Consider the following 16,942-nt stretch of genomic DNA (forward strand, 5'->3'; position numbering starts at 1 on the left):
GATATTGCTGTAAACAGTTTTCATACTATTAAGGCCGCATTATGTGGCCTTTTTTGAATAAAATTGGAGTGAGTAAATTTAATGATAGAGACGATTTGGCAAAGTATATCTACCTTGCCAGAATATTTAGTTGATGCTAATAAGCGTATTTTTTGGTTGTACTTAGCATCGGCTGTAGTGATGGCGTCTTTCGTTTACTATGCAACTAACCAGTCACGCTCTGTTAAAGGGTTTTGGCACTTTTTGTTCCCTCGGTCTGTGTGGCTGCACGATAGTGCTAAGCAAGATTATGGACTGTTTGTTATTAATCGCATCATTAAGGCGCTGACCTTCACGCCTATCGTATTAACTATGGTGCCAGTAGCCATTGGTATTTCAGATGCGCTTGAGGCATTATTTGGCCCGTCCCTCCATTTGCAGTGGCCTCCGTTTATTGTGGTTGGTGTGTTTACATTGATGCTATTTCTTATTGATGATTTGACGCGCTATTTACTTCATTTGGCATTACATAAAATCCCTTGCTTGTGGGAAATTCACAAAGTGCACCATTCGGCTAAGGTGCTTACCCCATTTACTATTTATCGTTCTCATCCGATAGAGAGTTACTTTTATGCCTGTCGCATGGCACTTACGCAGGGGATTGTGGTGGGGCTTGGCTATTTCTTTTTTGGCTCAGCGCTGAGCATGTTTGATATTCTAGGTGCAAATGTGTTTGTTTTTGTGTTTAACATTTGTGGCTCGAATCTGCGTCACTCTCATATTTGGTTTAGTTGGGGTGATAAACTGGAAGGTTGGGTGATAAGTCCTGCACAGCATCAAATTCATCACAGTGATAACCCTAAGCATTTTGATACCAATATCGGCTCTGCATTGGCTATATGGGACCGGATGGCGGGCAGCTTGATACGCGCTTCAGAGGCGAAAGGTATCTCTATTGGTGTTGGTAAATATGACGCAGGTCATGATTCTTTGTGGGCAATTTACTATAAACCTGTGATTGGTGCAGCTAAAGCGCTGATACCAAATGTACTTATTAGGAAAAAACAAGATAATTAGTAGGAAAGAAGGTAGGCTGGCGACGGGCATGGCCAGCCTATTTGAGGAGAGAGTAGGCTCTCCAAAAATCGGTTTTTAGTGCATCACACGTGAAGAAGCGCGATAAAACCCAAGGTCATTGAGCTTAGCAATCAAGCTTGGGTCATCTAAACGTTCTGGCGTCGACTCACTACGTAAAAAATGGTCGTCAGGTACAGCATGTAAATCCAACATTTTCTGAAATAAAATATTACGAATTGCCAGCGCTGTCATACCCGAATCTTGGATATCATCTAAGCGTTTTTGTATATCGGCAAACGGGCCTGCATTGACGTCGTCAACTGCTGCTGGATAGTGCGAATTTAACTTATTCTTGCTCATGCAAACCCTCATAAATATTTTTGCTAGGACCCTCGAGTGTTCCCAAAAGAGGATACTAAGTATCAGATTTAAGTACAAAAAATTAGAGATGCGCTCTCTAACTGACACAGCCAGTGTACTCTGTTTCGATGTCTAATTACTAACTTCGATGTAAAGTTTTGTAAATCGCACTATTACAAAAAGCGTTAAAAAACGAGGAAGATTTTGGACGTCTAGATGTAACTATATGACAGGGAAATAAAAATAGTTCTTAGTACCTTTTAAAGGTTCTAAGAACTATTTAGTGGATTTAGAATAATTTTTCTTTTACGTGCTCTGCGAAACCACTACCAGCTTCAAGATAGAAGTTATAAGTTGAATGTACGCCCATGTCTTCCAGTTCCTTTTGTTGGTCCGGATAGTTGGCAATAGCTGTTACTTGTCCCGTATATCCTGACGCTTGAAGCTGCTCTAATGCGTAAATATTTTGCATGTGCTTTGGCATGGCCAGCATAACCATTTCGACACTAGAATGATTTACACGTTGCCAAAAGTCTGGATCGGTTGCGTCAGCAAGCAACACTCTACGTCCTCGCTTAATATGTTTGTCGACGACTTCCGGTTTGATGTCTATCCCTGCAACCGAGTTTGGGTGGGAGCAGTGGATCGTTTCATACGCACCAGTACCAATTCTGCCCATACCAAAGATGACGATCCGTGTGTCGGTCAGATTAACGGGGAGCTCTTCTTCTAGGCGCTTCGGGCTTTCAAATTTTTGTAGTATATGTTCAAACTTAACGTATATTTCGTTAGCACGTTTATTCAATGGTGAGGCCAGAATAAACGTGATTGACACTGCGATGGCGACAACAGCAAGCCAATCAGGTGCAATCAACCCAGAGCTTGCAGCTACTGCGCAGACGATAAGGCCAAATTCACTGTAATTTGAGAGTGTAAAGGCGCTGAGCAGTGAAGTACGAGCGCGCAGTCTGAACATATTTGTCAATACGTAGTAGAGCATGACTTTTATAGGCAATACCAATACGAGCAGCAAGCCAATGAGGAACGCGTTTAAAGAAATACTGGCGTTTAAACCGATATTTAAGAAAAATCCGACAAGCAACACGTTTTTAAGGTTCAGTAAAGATTTAGCAAGCTCACTGGCTTTTTTATGAGGCGCGAATATCATGCCGATGATCAATGCGCCTAGATCGCCTTTTAAGCCTGCAAACTCAAAGGCATGGTAGCCAACGACCAGCGCGAAGAAAAAGCCAAATAGAGGAAGTAGTTCGCCATGTTTTGAGCGACTAAGTACCCAGAACATTACTTTTCTAAATACAAATAAACCAGCGATTAAACCTAGTGCCCAAATGTTTGGCATTTTCCCGGTACTGATCGCTAAAAAAACCACGGCAAAAATGTCCTGCATAACGAGGATTCCAATGGCAATTTTTCCGTGCAAACTGGCCATTTCACCACGTTCTTCCAGCACCTTTACAGCAAAAACAGTACTGGAGAAACTAAATGCAAAGCCGACCAATAAAGCACTTTGCCAGTCGAGTTCGTTGAATAGGGGTAAATTGAAGACACATAAAAGCAGTAACAGAGAGGCAAAAAAAGCACTACTTAAAACAATATGCAACGTTGCGGGGGCCCAAACTTGCGGCTTTACCAAGTTTTTCACTCGCAATTTTAATCCGATACTGAATAACAGTATTGTGACACCTAGGTCAGCCAATTGAGAGAGCAGAGGTGTTGTTTGTTGTCCCATCAGGTTGAGAATAAACCCAGCCATTAAGAATCCTATCAAAGGTGGTAGCTTTAATTGATAAATTGAAAAACCACACGCGAAAGCAATTGCAAAATAAAGTAGTTCCATAAGTTACGCTGGTAGTGTTTGGTGCATCGATTCTATCAAATCGAGCTAGTTTATAAATCTATTCTGGACGAAAGTATGGTGCATGTTGTGTTCAAACAAAGCTATATTTATCAAAAATAGGCAGATTTTCACTGACAAGCTGTAATAAATGTGTTTAAGATGCTTTAACGGAACATCCTCGAGAGGAGTAATGATGTTTAAAAAACTCTTAGCATCTGTCGGAGTAGGTGCAGCAAAAGTAGATACTGTATTAGAAACGGAACATTTACACCCAGGCCAGAAGTTTCAAGCTCAAATTATCGTGATGGGCGGTGATGTAGAGCAAGAAATTTCAGGTTTAGAGCTCGCTTTAATGACCAAAGTAAAAGTTGAGAATGATGATGGCGAGTACTTTACAAACCATGTCATTGAAAAATGGCGTATTCCTGAAGAGTTCACGATTTCTCCAGGTGAACAAAAGGTGATCCCTTTTGAAGCACGTTTACACTCAGAAACACCAATTACGCAAATTAATGCCCCTTATAACCATTGCCATGTATGGCTCGAAACGGGTTTAGACATAGACCTTGCACTTGATCCATCTGATAAAGATGCTTTGCATGTTTACCCCAATGAAGCTGTTAAAGCGGTATTGAGTGCCATGGATAAGCTGGGTTTTCAATTAGTCAAAGCTGATGTTGAAAAAGGCTATTTACGTGCATCGAGCTTCCAATCCATTTCTGGCTGTTACCAAGAGATTGAATACCGTCCAAATAGTCGCTCTGTGTTTGGCTTGCAAGAAGTTGAATTGTCATTTGTACCTGAAGCGCACAAAACGCATGTATTAATTGAACTGGACCGTGCTTTTCGAAGTGATGGTTATGTAGATTTAACGATTGAACATGATCAAGTCAACTTGTCGCGCATTTGTGATCAGTTGGAACGACTGTTTGCTTAATGTAGATCACTATGTCGCCAATGACAGAGTTTAAAACCAAATCATTTTATGAGCTCAGCCATGATGAGCTCTTTCTAGTCTTTAAATTACGCGTTGATATTTTTGTAGTTGAGCAACAATGTCCTTATCCTGAAATTGATGAAGTAGATCGCGCTACCTCAACGCTGCACATTTTGTTGTCTGACGATGAACAAGTAAAAGCTTATGCTCGCTGTTATGTGAAAAGCAATGATACAGCTGCAATTGGGCGCGTACTGATTTCACCAACAGCAAGAGGCGGTGGTATTGCATATACATTGATGGAGAAGGCGATTGAGTCTTGTCAATCTCGTCATCCAGGTAAACAGATTGAGATTTCTGCTCAGACCTATTTAAAAGCGTTTTATCAAAAACTTGGGTTTAGAAGTATTGGTGAACCTTATTTAGAGGATGGGATTGAGCACATTGATATGCAATACGCTCAGTAATTCACTGCAGTAATGATGAATAAAAAAGGCGCATATGCGCCTTTTTTTATAGTGAATTAATGAAAACTAAGGCGATGGCCAGCGGACAGACAAATTTAATATACCAAGGCCAAATCTTCCAAAAGAAGCTATTTTCCACAGACTCATTGCCTTCTTTGATGGCATTAAGCAGTTTGCCTCTGTGCCAAATCCAACCTGCAAAGACACAGCACAACATGCCAATTAATGGTTGGGCAAATTGTGTGGTTAGCTGCACTACAAAGCCAAATAAGCTATTGAAGTTAAGTATAATCGTGACGCTTACCACACTGACAATCACACCAATTAATCTTGTCGCATGTACTCGCGCTAAAGCAAACTTTTCAACAGCGTAGGAAACTGGTGCTTCTAACATTGAAATAGAGCTGGTGAGTGCAGCAATACTCATCAGTGCGAAGAAAGCAAAGCCAATAAAAATACCGATGCCGCCCATACTGTCAAACAAAGCAGGAAGCACTTGAAAAACAAGAGTATCTTCAGAAAGCAACTCGCCTGTTTGCGAGAATATTTCGACACCTTGTGCCTGTGCAACGTACATGGCTGGTATGATCAGCATACCTGCAACAAATGCAATAAATACATCAATAAGCGTAACGTAAGCGCCAAGAGACACTAAGTTTTCTTGTTTACTGATGTAAGAGCCATAAATGATCATCACACTGGTACCAAGTGACAATGAGAAAAATGCTTGTCCAAGCGCACTGACCAATAAATTAGGGTCTAAAATTGAGCCAAAATCCGGGACCAAATAGGCCTTAACGCCCTCCATTGCACCGTCTTGCGTTAAGACATAGGCAATCAGAGCAAAGAGTATGAACAGCAGCGCTGGCATAAGGCGTTTTGACCACTTCTCGATGCCGTTTTCAACGCCTTTACTAATGATGGCGACAGTAAGAAGAATAAATGCAGCTGTAAAAATCAGGTTTCTTGACAGAGACTGCTCACCGAGCCAAGTTGTGGCCGACTGGCTGCCACTGATCACGGCGATAGGTTCCAAAGTGGCACTGAACATCCAACCTGCGACAATCGCATAAAAGCTCAAAATTAAGCCAGAACAAATAATACCGCCGAAACCAACGATAAATGCAAAACGTTTTTGTGCCGAGTTGTTTGCTAGTTTTTGCAAGGAGGTCACTGCATTTGCTTGACCATGGCGTCCAATCACTAACTCAGCCATCAAAGCCGGATAAGCAAGACAAAAAGCCAGCACTAAATAGGCTAGTACAAACGCAGCACCACCATTACTTGCTGTTTGTGTGGGAAACCCCCAGATATTACCTAGACCTACTGCAGAGCCTGCCGCAGCCATTATAAATCCAAACCGAGAACTAAACTCTCCTCGAATACTGCTCATGTTTTTATATTTCTCTTTTTTTGAAGACGGCCGCAACAATCTACTGTAATTGAGGCGAAATAAAAAGGTTTATCTGCACTGATCTAGCACAAGTTTTTGGTGGAAAAAACAGCGTGGAGATCAGTATCCATAATTTTTCATTAAGTAATCACTCAACCGACTGTTTTTTATTAGTTATTTTAGCTTGCTTGGTATTGGATGTCAGTCACTCTGTACAGTTTGAGAAACAGCTTTACAAGGCAAAGTTAATGTAAATTTAGCGCCCCCTAGCAGTTCAGAGCGGCTTACAGAGGCTTGACCGTGATGCCAGTCGACAACTTTAGAAACTATAGCAAGGCCTAACCCATAGCTTTTACCAGCTCTGTTTCTGTGCCCTTGCTCCTGAAAAAACGGGTTAAAAACTTTACTCCAGTTCTCCGGTTCAATACCCGGTCCATCGTCTTCTACGGTAACTTCGATTTCGTGATCATGTAACTTTGCGCTGATAAATAGCTGCATTTGAGCAAAATCACAGGCATTGCTTAGCAGGTTTGAAATAGCACGAGCGAGCCAGTGGAGATCGGCTTCCATGATAAGGTCTGGTTGAACTGAGATATTCGCGGTGAGTCCATTTTTCGACATTTTAGGGTGCATTTGGGCGACAATATCAGAAATGTAGCCCTTTAGCGTAATGGGCTCAAACTTTAACAGGTGCGACTTTTGCTCCAAGGTAGCAAACGAAAGGTAGCTGGAGAGCATATCTTCCATTTGATCTAAGTCTTTTTCCATGCGCTCAAGTAAATGATGTATCTCATCAATATCATCTTCTTCTAGTGCAGCATCAAATCCAAATCTTAAACAAGCAACTGGAGTTCTTATATCATGTGACAGGCTAGAGGCCATGAGTTTGTTTTCGGCAAGCAGCTTTTCAATTTGATTCGCCATACGGTTAAACGTGAGTTCAACATCTTTAATATAAGTAAAGTGGTTAACTTCAATTCTTGTCTCTAAATTACCACTTGCGAATTGCTTTGCCGCATGAGTAAGTACTGATAATCTTTTTGCGAGTGGTGCCAAAACAAACCACATAAAAGCACAGACCCCTGAATAGAAAGCTAAAGTAAGTAACACATCATAGCTGTTGCCTTCTGGTGGCTTTTCTAATTGTAGCTCTATGTAATCGGGCTTGATAGCGGGTGTGGACTTAAGTAAGTAAAAGTATCCTTCGTCAGAATCTATCAGCAGACCTTGAGGTTGATGCATTTGCTCAGTAAGCTCAGATGGCAGAGCAAGAGAGGCTCCGGAGTGATATTCAATCTTAAGATCAAAGTCTTCACCAGCTTGTTTAATAAAGTCTGTACGCGCCAAAATGGGGGTATTCCCAGCTTGATTTGCGATACCCACAAGTAGTTTAGCTTGCCAAAAAAAGTTGTCTTCGTTTGGTGTAGCTTGCTCACTAAACGTATCAATTAGCCATCCCAAAAGAATAATAGAGATGATCACACCAGTGAGTAAAGAAAGGTATAGCTTTCTCATTATTAAACCTCAATGAGAGTAACGTAGAGCTGCCTAAGACAGAGATATAAAGTAATCAAGTGTTGTAGTAGCCTAGTTATGACACTAAGCTACATAATATTACTTACCAAGCCGACGGTACCAATAGATACCCTTTACCCCAGATGGTTTTAATTTTTTCAGGGTTTTGTGGGTCATCATCAAACTTTTTACGCAACGCGGAAATTAGGACATCTACGCTGCGATCCAAGCCGTCATACTCACGACCTTTGGTCGCTTTAAATACCGCATCTCTTGAGACGACTTCCCCGGCATTGGTGGCCAAAAAATGAAGCAATAAGTATTCTGCACTAGAAATAACAACTTCTTGTTCAGACACCATTACCTTTCGCGACTGGGTGTCAATTTTGAGATTACCTACCGCTAAAAGCGCGCTATTTTTCTGTTCTTTATCACTTGAATCTTGCGCAGCTCGGGCATTGGCTTTTATTCTTGCTAGGAGCGCTCTTGGCCTTACTGGCTTTATAACGTAGTCACTTGCCCCTACCTCTAGACCAATGACTTCATCCATCTCTTCATCTTTTGCGGTCAGCATGATGATAGGCTTGTTGTAAAATTGTCTTAGCTCTCTGCATACACTTATTCCATCTTGACCGGGTAGCATGATGTCGAGTAGCACTAAGTCCGGGTTGAGTTGCTTTACCATGGCGACAACTTCATCACCTCGATGACAGCACTTTGTATCGTAGCCTTGATTATTTAAATAATCTGCAACCCACTGTGCCAGTGACTCATCATCTTCTACTAGTAAAATAGTCCCGTATTGCTCCATAAACAAGCTCCTTTAAATCATATAAATGCCCATGTAAATGAGGCAATTTTTTTTGATAAAACCATACTAACATTTATTTTTATTGCGCCAATTATATTTATTATTGGCTCAATAAATGTAATGAAGTGTATGAGTTTGTTGATTATTGCACGTTTAACTTATCAACTAGGCCATTTGTTAACTTTAACAGCATTTTTGGGGTGAGTGCGCGTACTTCTTCTTGTTCACATGCCCCTGCAACCTTGATAAGAGGTGTTTGTGTTGGTTCAACGATGTATTTTGGAATCTCAACAGCTGATTGATATCGTTGCTGTCTCGCTTCATCCGTATTTTGTTCTTTAATAAACTCAATAACCTTTTGCTCATTAGTGATACGCTGCGTTTCGGTAAACGTATACTGCATAGGTATGCCTTGGTACCCTGCGCTATCTACAGAAGATTTTGCAAACCAAACAACATCCGATGATTGGTTATGTGTCAATCGCATGCTTAGAGAAGCAGTGATATTGCTGCACTGCTTTGTTGGCATAGTCTGCGATATTTTCGCGATATATGGATGGTCAAAGGTGGGTTTGTTAAATACATAAATTTTATCTTTGCCATAAGCAAGGTCGATTTGCTGAATGATCAAGCGATAATCTGTGTTTTGATGGTCATCAACAATTAGGCCCTTTTCACTCAGAATATCCACAAGTGCGCTGTGAAGCTCATCTGTGATTGTGACTTTACTCGTATCTATATACACAGAGTCAAGCTTCTTGACTGCATGGGCGGGTAATTGAACAGATTTAATACGGGCAGACTCAAGTTCACTACTGTAACTTATTTGGAATACAGATTTTTGTAATAGTGGCTTCGGAGGCGTACTTAACTTTGGTGCAAGTGGTTGTGAAAGCATACAACCTGTAAGCCCTGTTAAAGCAATAGCGCCTATGATTACTCGCATTATTAAATACCTCAAATTACTTTTCTTTATTATCATGTAAAGTCAATGTGCTAAATTCTATCTTGTAATCATTGGTCAGATACAGTCTAAAAATGTTCAAGATTGTAACTAGTTATATAATTTAACTTTATTCTACAAAAAGATTAGCGCTTTAAATTAATGTATGTCGTGAGACAGCAACTTACGTGATACCATAACATCGCGTGTTAATGAACTGAGTCATTATGAAGTCACTATTTATATTTTCAAAATGCCTGATGTTGATGGTTTTATCTCAGCCTGTAAAAAGTAATGAGATAGACAGAGCCAAAGCGTGGGAGCATTTTGTAAGCGACTATTCTAAGCAAGTACAGCGAAAACTAAAAGAAAAATCGGTACCAGGTGCTGCTTTGAGTATTACCCATTTGGAGTTTGGGGATTTAGCAAAAGGTTACGGTCGAACTAAAGTTAAGAATGGAAAGAGGGTTAATGGCAAAACGCGTTTTAGATTAGCATCGGTATCAAAAACATTTGCAGGGTCATTAACGGCTAAATTAGCAGCTGAAAATCGTGTGGATTTGGATAAGTATGTTGCTGATTACCTACCAATTTTCTTAGATAGCCAATATTCAACATTGCGGGTTTATCATTTATTAAGTCATTCGAGCGGGCTAGTACCCAATGCCTATGACAATCTGATTGAGTCCCGAATGTCTTATCAAGATATTTACCCCAGATTGCTTAAAGTTGAAAGCCTTTGTCGACCAGGGGTTTGTTATGGGTACCAAAATGTTATGTTTAGTTTGGTTGGTAATGTTATAGAACAAGCGACGGGGTTGAGTTACGAAACCTGGTTGAACGAGTTTATGTTTAAGCCGCTGGGTATGAAAGATGCGGGTCTTGGGTTTGAACATATGACAAGCAATGATAACTATGCATTACCACATGTTAAAGGGCGTAAGAACTGGCATACCGCTAGACTGAAAAAGCATTATTATAAAGTTGCACCGGCAGCTGGTGTAAATGCGAGTGCAGAAGATATGGTCACCTGGTTGAAGGCACAACTTGGTGCATATCCGAGTGTGTTGTCGCTGGATGCTCTGACAATTCAATCTCGTCCATTTACGCGGACAAAGCGTGAATTAAAGCGCAGAGTATGGCGTAAATATGTCGATCATGCGCATTACGGATTAGGGTGGCGAATTTATGATTTTGAAGGTGAGACTCTATATTATCATAGCGGTTGGGTGCAAGGTTACAGAACTGATGTGGTTGTGATCCCGTATTTGGGTATTGGGTTTAGCTTATTACTTAACGCAGAGAGTGGGGTTATTAATCAATTGACTACCAACTTTATCCGCGATGCAATAGCTGTAGCGAGGGAAGGAGAGCCGCGTTAGCGGCTCTGTAAATGATGTTTAGTTACGAGGAAGAATAATCTTCTTCTCTTCGCTTTGACGATAAAGTACTAAAATGTGGCCGATTGATTGCACTTTATGCGCACCAGTTTCGCGAATAATAGCGTCAAAAATAAGTTGCTTGGTTTCTCGGTCATTAGTAGGGACTTTAACTTTGATCAATTCATGGATTTCTAAACATTGTTCAATTTCTAACAATACACCCTCTGTTAAGCCGTTACCACCGAGTAGAACGACAGGTTTAAGAGGGTGAGCTAACCCTTTAAGGTGCTGCTTTTGTTTATTTGATAAAGTCATATTGGTACAATTTACTAAATTAAGGCTTGAATTCTCGCTATTCTAACGCCATCTAAAGAAGATTACTAATGAGTTACAGTGAATATGGCAAATAAAAAACATTCAGCGAGCTCTAAGCGCTGGTTAAAAGAGCATGTAGATGACCCTTTTGTTCATGAAGCACAAAAGCGTGGTTATCGCTCACGGGCTGTATTTAAGCTTGAAGAGATACAACAACGAGATAAATTAATTCGTCCAGGCATGCATGTTGTGGATTTGGGAGCTGCACCGGGAAGTTGGTCGCAGTATTTGGCCGAGCAGGTTGGTGATAAAGGAGAAGTTATTGCATGTGATATTCTCCCTATGGATTCGTTACCGGGCGTCGCATTCTTACAAGGTGACTTCCGAGAAGAAAGTGTACTTGAGGCATTGTTAGACCGCATTGGTGGGAAAAATATTGATGTTGTTTTTTCAGACATGGCACCAAACATGAGTGGAAACAATGTGATAGACCAAGCTGGAAGTATGTATTTGGTTGAATTAGCATTGGATATGTGTCACCAAGTACTCAAGTCAAATGGTGCTTTTGCAGTTAAAGTTTTCCAAGGCGAAGGATTTGATCAATTTGTTCAGGAAGTACGTAATGCATTTAAAGTTGTAAAGATCCGTAAACCAAAAGCGTCTCGACCAAGGTCACGTGAAGTATATATAGTGGCGACAGGATACAAACTGTAGTACAGTTGAGGTGCATTAAAGATGATTTTAAATAAATTGGATACAAGAGGTTAACCCCTTGAGCGATATGGCGAAGAACTTAATTCTCTGGCTGGTCATTGCAGTAGTGCTTATGACTGTGTTTCAGAGTTTCAATGGTGGCGAGCAAATTGATCGTCAAACAAGTTACACTCAGTTTGTAAAAGAAGTGCGTAGTGGTGCGATTAGAGAAGCAAATATAGATCGTACAGCAGGCACTATTTCAGGGATTAAAAGTAATGGCGAGCGTTTTCAAACGATCATGCCATTATATGATGAAGACCTAATTAATGATTTGCTAAAAAATGATGTCAACGTGAAAGGCGTTGCACCAGAAGAGCAGTCGTTCTTGGCGAATGTGTTCATCTCATGGTTCCCAATGTTGCTGTTGATTGGTGTATGGATTTTCTTCATGCGTCAGATGCAAGGCGGTGGCGGTAAAGGCGCCATGTCGTTTGGTAAGAGTAAAGCTCGTTTGATGAGTGAAGATCAAGTCAAAACGACGTTTGCTGATGTAGCAGGATGTGATGAAGCAAAAGAAGACGTAACAGAGCTTGTTGACTTTTTGCGTGATCCGTCAAAGTTCCAAAAGCTTGGCGGTAATATCCCTAAAGGGGTATTAATGGTCGGTCCTCCTGGTACAGGTAAAACACTACTTGCTAAGGCTGTTGCTGGTGAAGCAAAAGTACCTTTCTTCACAATCTCCGGTTCAGACTTTGTAGAGATGTTTGTTGGTGTTGGTGCGTCGCGTGTTCGAGATATGTTTGAACAAGCTAAAAAAGCAGCGCCGTGTATTATCTTCATCGACGAAATCGACGCTGTTGGTCGTAAGCGTGGTGCAGGGATGGGTGGTGGCCACGACGAACGTGAGCAAACACTAAACCAAATGCTCGTTGAGATGGATGGTTTTGAAGGTAATGAAGGTATCATTGTGATTGCCGCGACAAACAGACCTGACGTTTTAGACCCAGCTCTATTGAGACCTGGACGTTTTGACCGTCAAGTTGTTGTAGGACTTCCAGATGTGAGAGGCCGAGAGCAGATTTTAAATGTTCATATGCGTAAAGTGCCGCTTGACTCGAATGTTGAAGCGTCATTGATCGCTCGTGGTACGCCTGGTTTTTCTGGTGCCGATTTAGCTAACTTGGTTAATGAAGCCGCGTTATTTGCTGCTCGTGGTAACAAGCGTAAAGTCAGCATGGCTGAGTTTGATGCTGCGAAAGATAAGATCATGATGGGTGCAGAGCGCAAGTCTATGGTCATGTCTGAAAAAGAAAAAGAGATGACGGCATATCATGAAGCTGGGCACGCAATTGTTGGACGTTTGGTTCCTGAGCATGATCCGGTTTATAAAGTGTCTATCATACCGCGTGGCCGTGCACTTGGTGTGACTATGTATTTACCTGAGCAAGATCGTGTTAGCCATTCTAAGGAGCACTTAGAGTCTATGTTATCTAGCTTGTATGGTGGTCGAATTGCAGAAGCGATTATCTATGGCGATGATAAGGTAACAACTGGCGCAAGCAATGACATTGAACGTGCGACCGATATCGCACGTAAGATGGTAACACAATGGGGTCTTAGCCCTGTCCTAGGTCCACAAATGTACATGGAAGAGCAAGGTGAAATGTACATGGGTGGTGGTAGCTCAAGATTAGCTGGTGTATCTGATGAGACCGCGAAGCTAATCGATGTTGAAATCAAGAAGTTTGTTACTAACAACTATGATAGAGCCGAGCAAATCCTGAAAGACAATATGGACATACTTCATGCAATGAAAGATGCGTTGATGAAGTATGAAACGATTGACGCAGGGCAGATTGATGATTTGATGGAGCGCAAAGAAGTGCGTCCACCAAGAGATGCACACGATCGTAAACCAGATCAAGATAGTGGTGTAAATGGTGGTACTTCAGCAACTCAAGTTGAAGAGCCTAGCTCACAAATTCCACCTCAATCGAATACAGAGCTTGATGATAAGCCTTAATAAAAGGTAAAATAGCGCTGTAAGAATTTAGGCCTCGAGCTATCTCGGGGCCTTTTTGTATCTTTTATTTACTTTACACCTGCTTATTTCTAGCTAACTTTATATTTTAGTGAATCTAATCAATAATGTGGAAGGGCTAGTTAAAGTATGCTTAGATACAAATAGCAGGAAGATAACACATGTTTGAACTTTCATTACCCCGAGGTCGCTCTTTAGACCTTTCTAGCCCACATATAATGGGTATCGTAAATACAACTCCAGATTCATTTTCTGACGGCGGTAAGAACTATAAAAATGATAGCGCTGTCATGAATTCACTGTCGCTGCTTGAAGAGGGCGCAACTATTCTTGATATTGGTGGAGAATCCACCAGGCCAGGTGCATCTGATGTAGCATTAGATGAAGAGCTTGAACGCGTCATCCCTGTTATTGAACGTATAAGAGCACAATCAGATTGTGTTATTTCTATCGATACAAGCAAAGCAGAAGTAATGCGTCAAGCGTTATTGGCTGGCGCAGATATTATTAATGATGTTCGCGCATTACGTGAAGATGGGTGTCTATCAATCGCTGCGCAATTTCCAGATGTGCCAATTTGCTTGATGCATATGCAAGGGCAACCTAGAACGATGCAGCAGGCGCCTAATTACGAACATCTCATAAATGACATTAAAGATTTTTTTCATACGCGCATTGAGGCGTGTGAGAAGGCTGGGATTGAGCGGTCTAGATTGGTCCTCGACCCTGGCTTTGGCTTTGGTAAGTCACTTGAACATAACTTTGAATTACTTGGTCAGTTTCATCAGTTTACAGATTTAAATTTGCCTGTTTTGGCGGGGTTGTCGCGTAAATCAATGTTTGGAAACTTATTAAATCGGGATACAAGTGAGCGCTTGCCAGCAAGTTTAGCTGGTGCTTTATTGTGCGCGCAACAAGGCGCGCACATTCTTCGCGTTCATGATGTAAAAGAAACCAATGATGTGCTGCGGGTGTGGTCTGCAGCAAAGCATGGAGTAACTAAATGACAACAAGAAAGTATTTTGGTACGGATGGTGTGAGAGGACTTGTAGGTGAGTTCCCTATCACACCAGAATTTGCCTTAAAGTTAGGTTGGGCTGCAGGTAAAGTTTTATCTAAGTCAGGCACGAAAAAAGTGATCATCGGTAAAGATACTAGGATTTCTGGCTATTTACTCGAAACCTCTCTTGAAGCAGGCTTAATTGCAGCTGGTATTGATGTGGTTTTACTTGGCCCGATGCCTACACCAGCCGTTGCGTATTTAACGCAAACATTCAGAGCTGAGGCAGGTATTGTTATCAGTGCATCACATAACCCTTATCACGACAATGGGATCAAGTTTTTTGGTGGTAATGGTAAGAAATTAGATGACGCTGTAGAGCTTGAAATAGAAGCTATGCTTGATGAGCCGATGACGTGTGTGCCTTCTGAACAACTTGGTAAGGCACGTCGCTTGGATAGTGCAAGTGGCAGATACATTGAGTTTTGTAAAAGTCAGTTCCCTAAAGAGTACTCTTTAGAAGGGTTAAAAATTGTCTTAGATTGTGCTAACGGCGCTACGTATCATATAGCGCCTTCAGTTATGCAAGAACTTGGTGCAGAAGTGATTGCAACAGCATGTGAACCTGATGGCACGAATATTAATGCGCAGTGTGGTGCAACACACGTAGATGCGCTTAAGCGTCAGGTACTTGAACACAAAGCTGATGTGGGCATTGCATATGATGGTGATGGCGACCGTGTGATGATGGTTGACCATAATGGTCGTGTTTTTGATGGCGACGACATTGTTTATATTGCTGCACTGCAAGCCAAGTTTAACGACACGCTAAAGGGCGGGGTTGTTGGGACTGTCATGTCTAATATGGGTTTAGAAAATGCACTTAAAGCACAAGATATTCCGTTCTTACGCAGTAAAGTGGGTGACCGTTACGTATTAGAGCTACTTGTTCAAGAGGGTTGGAACATTGGTGGTGAAAGCTCTGGTCACGTTTTAAATCTTGATTTGATAGCTACAGGTGATGGCATTATTTCTAGCTTGCAAGTGCTTGCAGCAATGGTTGCTCAGAATAAAACGTTAAAGGATTTGGGTGCCGGTTTTACTAAATACCCAATGAATATGATTAATGTCCGTTATGCAAAGGGCACGGATCCTGTCAGTAATGAAGCGGTACAAGCCGCAGTAAAAGATGTAGAAGCTAAACTTGATGGTAAGGGAAGAGTACTTCTCCGTAAGTCAGGCACAGAGCCTGTAGTACGTGTCATGGTTGAGGCTGAGCAAGAGAAGCAAGTGATGGACTTCTCTCAGCAAATTGCAGAAGTTGTTGAATCTGTAAGCAATTAAACTACAAAGTTAAAATTTTTCTTGTAACTTTGGGTGAGTAGCGTTAGTATCTCACCCGCTTTCTGACGCGGAGTATCGGATGTTGAAAAGAAAGCCTATGGTGGCAGGTAATTGGAAAATGAATGGTTCTATAGAACTTGTTCAGTCAATTACAAGCGCAGTTAAAAACGTCAAAAATCAAGATGTTGAAATTGTTGTTATTCCACCTACTGCACTATTAAGTAACGTTGTTGCGTCAGGCGTAGTCGCCGGTGTGCAGACTGTTTCAGAGCATGATAAAGGTGCTTTTACTGGAGAAGTTCAAGCTTCTTTAGTTAAGTCACTAGGCGCGAAGTATACGCTAGTTGGTCATTCTGAAAGAAGAAGTATTTTTGGTGAATCTAATGAAGATGTAGCCAACAAGTTTGCTCAAGCTCAGGCAAATGAGTTAACACCAATTTTATGTGTTGGTGAAACAGAAAGCCAAAGAGAGCAAGTGCAGACTGAAGAAGTTGTTGCAGCGCAAATAATTGCTGTAATAGACAAATTAGGTATAGCATCACTGGCTAAGTCTGTGATAGCATACGAGCCTGTTTGGGCTATCGGGACTGGTAAAACGGCCACCCCAGGGCAAGCTCAGGCAGTACACAAGTTTATAAGAGATTTAGTGTCAAAATATGACGCTGAAGTTTCACAAACGCTACAGATACTATATGGTGGTAGCGTTAATGAAAGTAATAGTGAATTATTGTTCGCACAAGCAGATATTGATGGCGGTTTAATTGGAGGCGCAAGCCTTAAACCTGATTCATTTACATCTATCTGCGAGAGTGCAAAAGGATAAG

16 protein-coding genes are annotated in these 16,942 nt (G+C 41.4%); 9 read left to right on the top strand and 7 right to left on the bottom strand.

Translation table 11 applies throughout. From position 1 onward, the window contains the following. The first annotated feature begins 81 nt into the window (after positions 1–81). Positions 82–1,056, top strand: a complete 975-nt coding sequence (locus tag N477_RS11240) for a sterol desaturase family protein (protein WP_063360661.1) — start codon at positions 82–84, stop codon at positions 1,054–1,056. A gap of 75 nt (positions 1,057–1,131) precedes the next feature. Here N477_RS11240 and N477_RS11245 read toward each other — a convergent pair whose 3' ends face one another. Beyond that, a complete protein-coding gene (locus tag N477_RS11245; protein WP_063360660.1) occupies positions 1,132–1,416 on the bottom strand; it encodes a hypothetical protein in 285 nt (94 codons plus the stop codon). A gap of 289 nt (positions 1,417–1,705) precedes the next feature. Further along, positions 1,706–3,274: a cation:proton antiporter family protein gene (locus N477_RS11250; protein ID WP_063360659.1), complete on the bottom strand. Its 1,569-nt coding sequence runs from the start codon at positions 3,272–3,274 to the stop codon at positions 1,706–1,708. Positions 3,275–3,467: 193 nt separating this feature from the next. On the opposite strand from N477_RS11250, the gene N477_RS11255 reads away from it, so the two are divergent. Both N477_RS11255 and N477_RS11260 read left to right on the top strand, forming a co-directional pair. Continuing rightward, positions 3,468–4,211 (top strand): sporulation protein, encoded by a 744-nt coding sequence (locus tag N477_RS11255; protein ID WP_063360658.1) that lies wholly within the window; start codon positions 3,468–3,470, stop codon positions 4,209–4,211. A gap of 11 nt (positions 4,212–4,222) precedes the next feature. After that, entirely contained in the window at positions 4,223–4,678 is a 456-nt protein-coding gene (locus N477_RS11260; RefSeq protein ID WP_231098054.1) for a GNAT family N-acetyltransferase, read from the top strand. A 46-nt stretch (positions 4,679–4,724) separates the two neighbouring features. On the opposite strand, the gene N477_RS11265 is transcribed toward N477_RS11260, so the two are convergent. The 4 genes from N477_RS11265 to N477_RS11280 all read right to left on the bottom strand — a co-directional run bounded on the left by N477_RS11265 (position 4,725) and on the right by N477_RS11280 (position 9,343). After that, complete coding sequence (locus N477_RS11265) at positions 4,725–6,071, bottom strand: sodium-dependent transporter (RefSeq protein WP_063360657.1); 1,347 nt, start codon at positions 6,069–6,071, stop codon at positions 4,725–4,727. Between the two features lie 201 nt (positions 6,072–6,272). Continuing rightward, positions 6,273–7,586: a sensor histidine kinase gene (locus tag N477_RS11270; RefSeq protein ID WP_063360656.1), complete on the bottom strand. Its 1,314-nt coding sequence runs from the start codon at positions 7,584–7,586 to the stop codon at positions 6,273–6,275. A gap of 103 nt (positions 7,587–7,689) precedes the next feature. Beyond that, complete coding sequence (locus tag N477_RS11275; RefSeq protein WP_063360655.1) at positions 7,690–8,397, bottom strand: response regulator transcription factor; 708 nt, start codon at positions 8,395–8,397, stop codon at positions 7,690–7,692. Positions 8,398–8,539: 142 nt separating this feature from the next. After that, complete coding sequence (locus N477_RS11280) at positions 8,540–9,343, bottom strand: hypothetical protein (RefSeq protein ID WP_063360654.1); 804 nt, start codon at positions 9,341–9,343, stop codon at positions 8,540–8,542. A 224-nt stretch (positions 9,344–9,567) separates the two neighbouring features. Between N477_RS11280 and N477_RS11285 the strand changes: the two genes are divergently transcribed. Beyond that, a complete protein-coding gene (locus N477_RS11285; protein ID WP_081216352.1) occupies positions 9,568–10,722 on the top strand; it encodes a serine hydrolase domain-containing protein in 1,155 nt (384 codons plus the stop codon). 18 nt (positions 10,723–10,740) lie between these two features. On the opposite strand, the gene yhbY is transcribed toward N477_RS11285, so the two are convergent. Then, positions 10,741–11,037, bottom strand: coding sequence for a ribosome assembly RNA-binding protein YhbY (yhbY, locus tag N477_RS11290; RefSeq protein ID WP_063360653.1), 297 nt, complete (start codon positions 11,035–11,037; stop codon positions 10,741–10,743). 84 nt (positions 11,038–11,121) lie between these two features. Here yhbY and rlmE point away from each other — a divergent pair, with 84 nt between their 5' ends. From rlmE to tpiA, 5 genes are all read left to right on the top strand, one after another. Continuing rightward, positions 11,122–11,751 carry a 23S rRNA (uridine(2552)-2'-O)-methyltransferase RlmE gene (gene rlmE, locus N477_RS11295; protein WP_063360652.1) on the top strand — a complete coding sequence of 210 codons (630 nt, stop codon included), beginning with the start codon at positions 11,122–11,124 and terminating at the stop codon, positions 11,749–11,751. 67 nt (positions 11,752–11,818) lie between these two features. Further along, positions 11,819–13,756, top strand: a complete 1,938-nt coding sequence (gene ftsH / locus N477_RS11300) for an ATP-dependent zinc metalloprotease FtsH (protein WP_063360651.1) — start codon at positions 11,819–11,821, stop codon at positions 13,754–13,756. A gap of 179 nt (positions 13,757–13,935) precedes the next feature. Continuing rightward, positions 13,936–14,781, top strand: a complete 846-nt coding sequence (gene folP, locus N477_RS11305; protein ID WP_063360650.1) for a dihydropteroate synthase — start codon at positions 13,936–13,938, stop codon at positions 14,779–14,781. Continuing rightward, positions 14,778–16,118, top strand: a complete 1,341-nt coding sequence (gene glmM / locus N477_RS11310; RefSeq protein WP_063360649.1) for a phosphoglucosamine mutase — start codon at positions 14,778–14,780, stop codon at positions 16,116–16,118. The genes folP and glmM overlap by 4 nt, the downstream gene beginning before the upstream one ends. Before the next feature lie 79 nt (positions 16,119–16,197). Continuing rightward, entirely contained in the window at positions 16,198–16,941 is a 744-nt protein-coding gene (gene tpiA, locus N477_RS11315; protein WP_063360648.1) for a triose-phosphate isomerase, read from the top strand. Position 16,942 lies beyond the last annotated feature (1 nt).

Source organism: Pseudoalteromonas luteoviolacea H33-S, from assembly GCF_001625695.1.
Classification (GTDB): domain Bacteria; phylum Pseudomonadota; class Gammaproteobacteria; order Enterobacterales; family Alteromonadaceae; genus Pseudoalteromonas; species Pseudoalteromonas luteoviolacea_B.

Bases quoted from the DNA above. Each gene is read 5' to 3' on its own strand.
- N477_RS11240 (WP_063360661.1), top strand. From the start codon at position 82: ATGATAGAGACGATTTGGCAAAGTATATCTACCTTGCCAGAATATTTA.
- N477_RS11245 (WP_063360660.1), bottom strand. From the start codon at position 1,416: ATGAGCAAGAATAAGTTAAATTCGCACTATCCAGCAGCAGTTGACGAC.
- N477_RS11250 (WP_063360659.1), bottom strand. From the start codon at position 3,274: ATGGAACTACTTTATTTTGCAATTGCTTTCGCGTGTGGTTTTTCAATT.
- N477_RS11255 (WP_063360658.1), top strand. From the start codon at position 3,468: ATGTTTAAAAAACTCTTAGCATCTGTCGGAGTAGGTGCAGCAAAAGTA.
- N477_RS11260 (WP_231098054.1), top strand. From the start codon at position 4,223: ATGTCGCCAATGACAGAGTTTAAAACCAAATCATTTTATGAGCTCAGC.
- N477_RS11265 (WP_063360657.1), bottom strand. From the start codon at position 6,071: ATGAGCAGTATTCGAGGAGAGTTTAGTTCTCGGTTTGGATTTATAATG.
- N477_RS11270 (WP_063360656.1), bottom strand. From the start codon at position 7,586: ATGAGAAAGCTATACCTTTCTTTACTCACTGGTGTGATCATCTCTATT.
- N477_RS11275 (WP_063360655.1), bottom strand. From the start codon at position 8,397: ATGGAGCAATACGGGACTATTTTACTAGTAGAAGATGATGAGTCACTG.
- N477_RS11280 (WP_063360654.1), bottom strand. From the start codon at position 9,343: ATGCGAGTAATCATAGGCGCTATTGCTTTAACAGGGCTTACAGGTTGT.
- N477_RS11285 (WP_081216352.1), top strand. From the start codon at position 9,568: ATGAAGTCACTATTTATATTTTCAAAATGCCTGATGTTGATGGTTTTA.
- yhbY (WP_063360653.1), bottom strand. From the start codon at position 11,037: ATGACTTTATCAAATAAACAAAAGCAGCACCTTAAAGGGTTAGCTCAC.
- rlmE (WP_063360652.1), top strand. From the start codon at position 11,122: ATGGCAAATAAAAAACATTCAGCGAGCTCTAAGCGCTGGTTAAAAGAG.
- ftsH (WP_063360651.1), top strand. From the start codon at position 11,819: ATGGCGAAGAACTTAATTCTCTGGCTGGTCATTGCAGTAGTGCTTATG.
- folP (WP_063360650.1), top strand. From the start codon at position 13,936: ATGTTTGAACTTTCATTACCCCGAGGTCGCTCTTTAGACCTTTCTAGC.
- glmM (WP_063360649.1), top strand. From the start codon at position 14,778: ATGACAACAAGAAAGTATTTTGGTACGGATGGTGTGAGAGGACTTGTA.
- tpiA (WP_063360648.1), top strand. From the start codon at position 16,198: ATGTTGAAAAGAAAGCCTATGGTGGCAGGTAATTGGAAAATGAATGGT.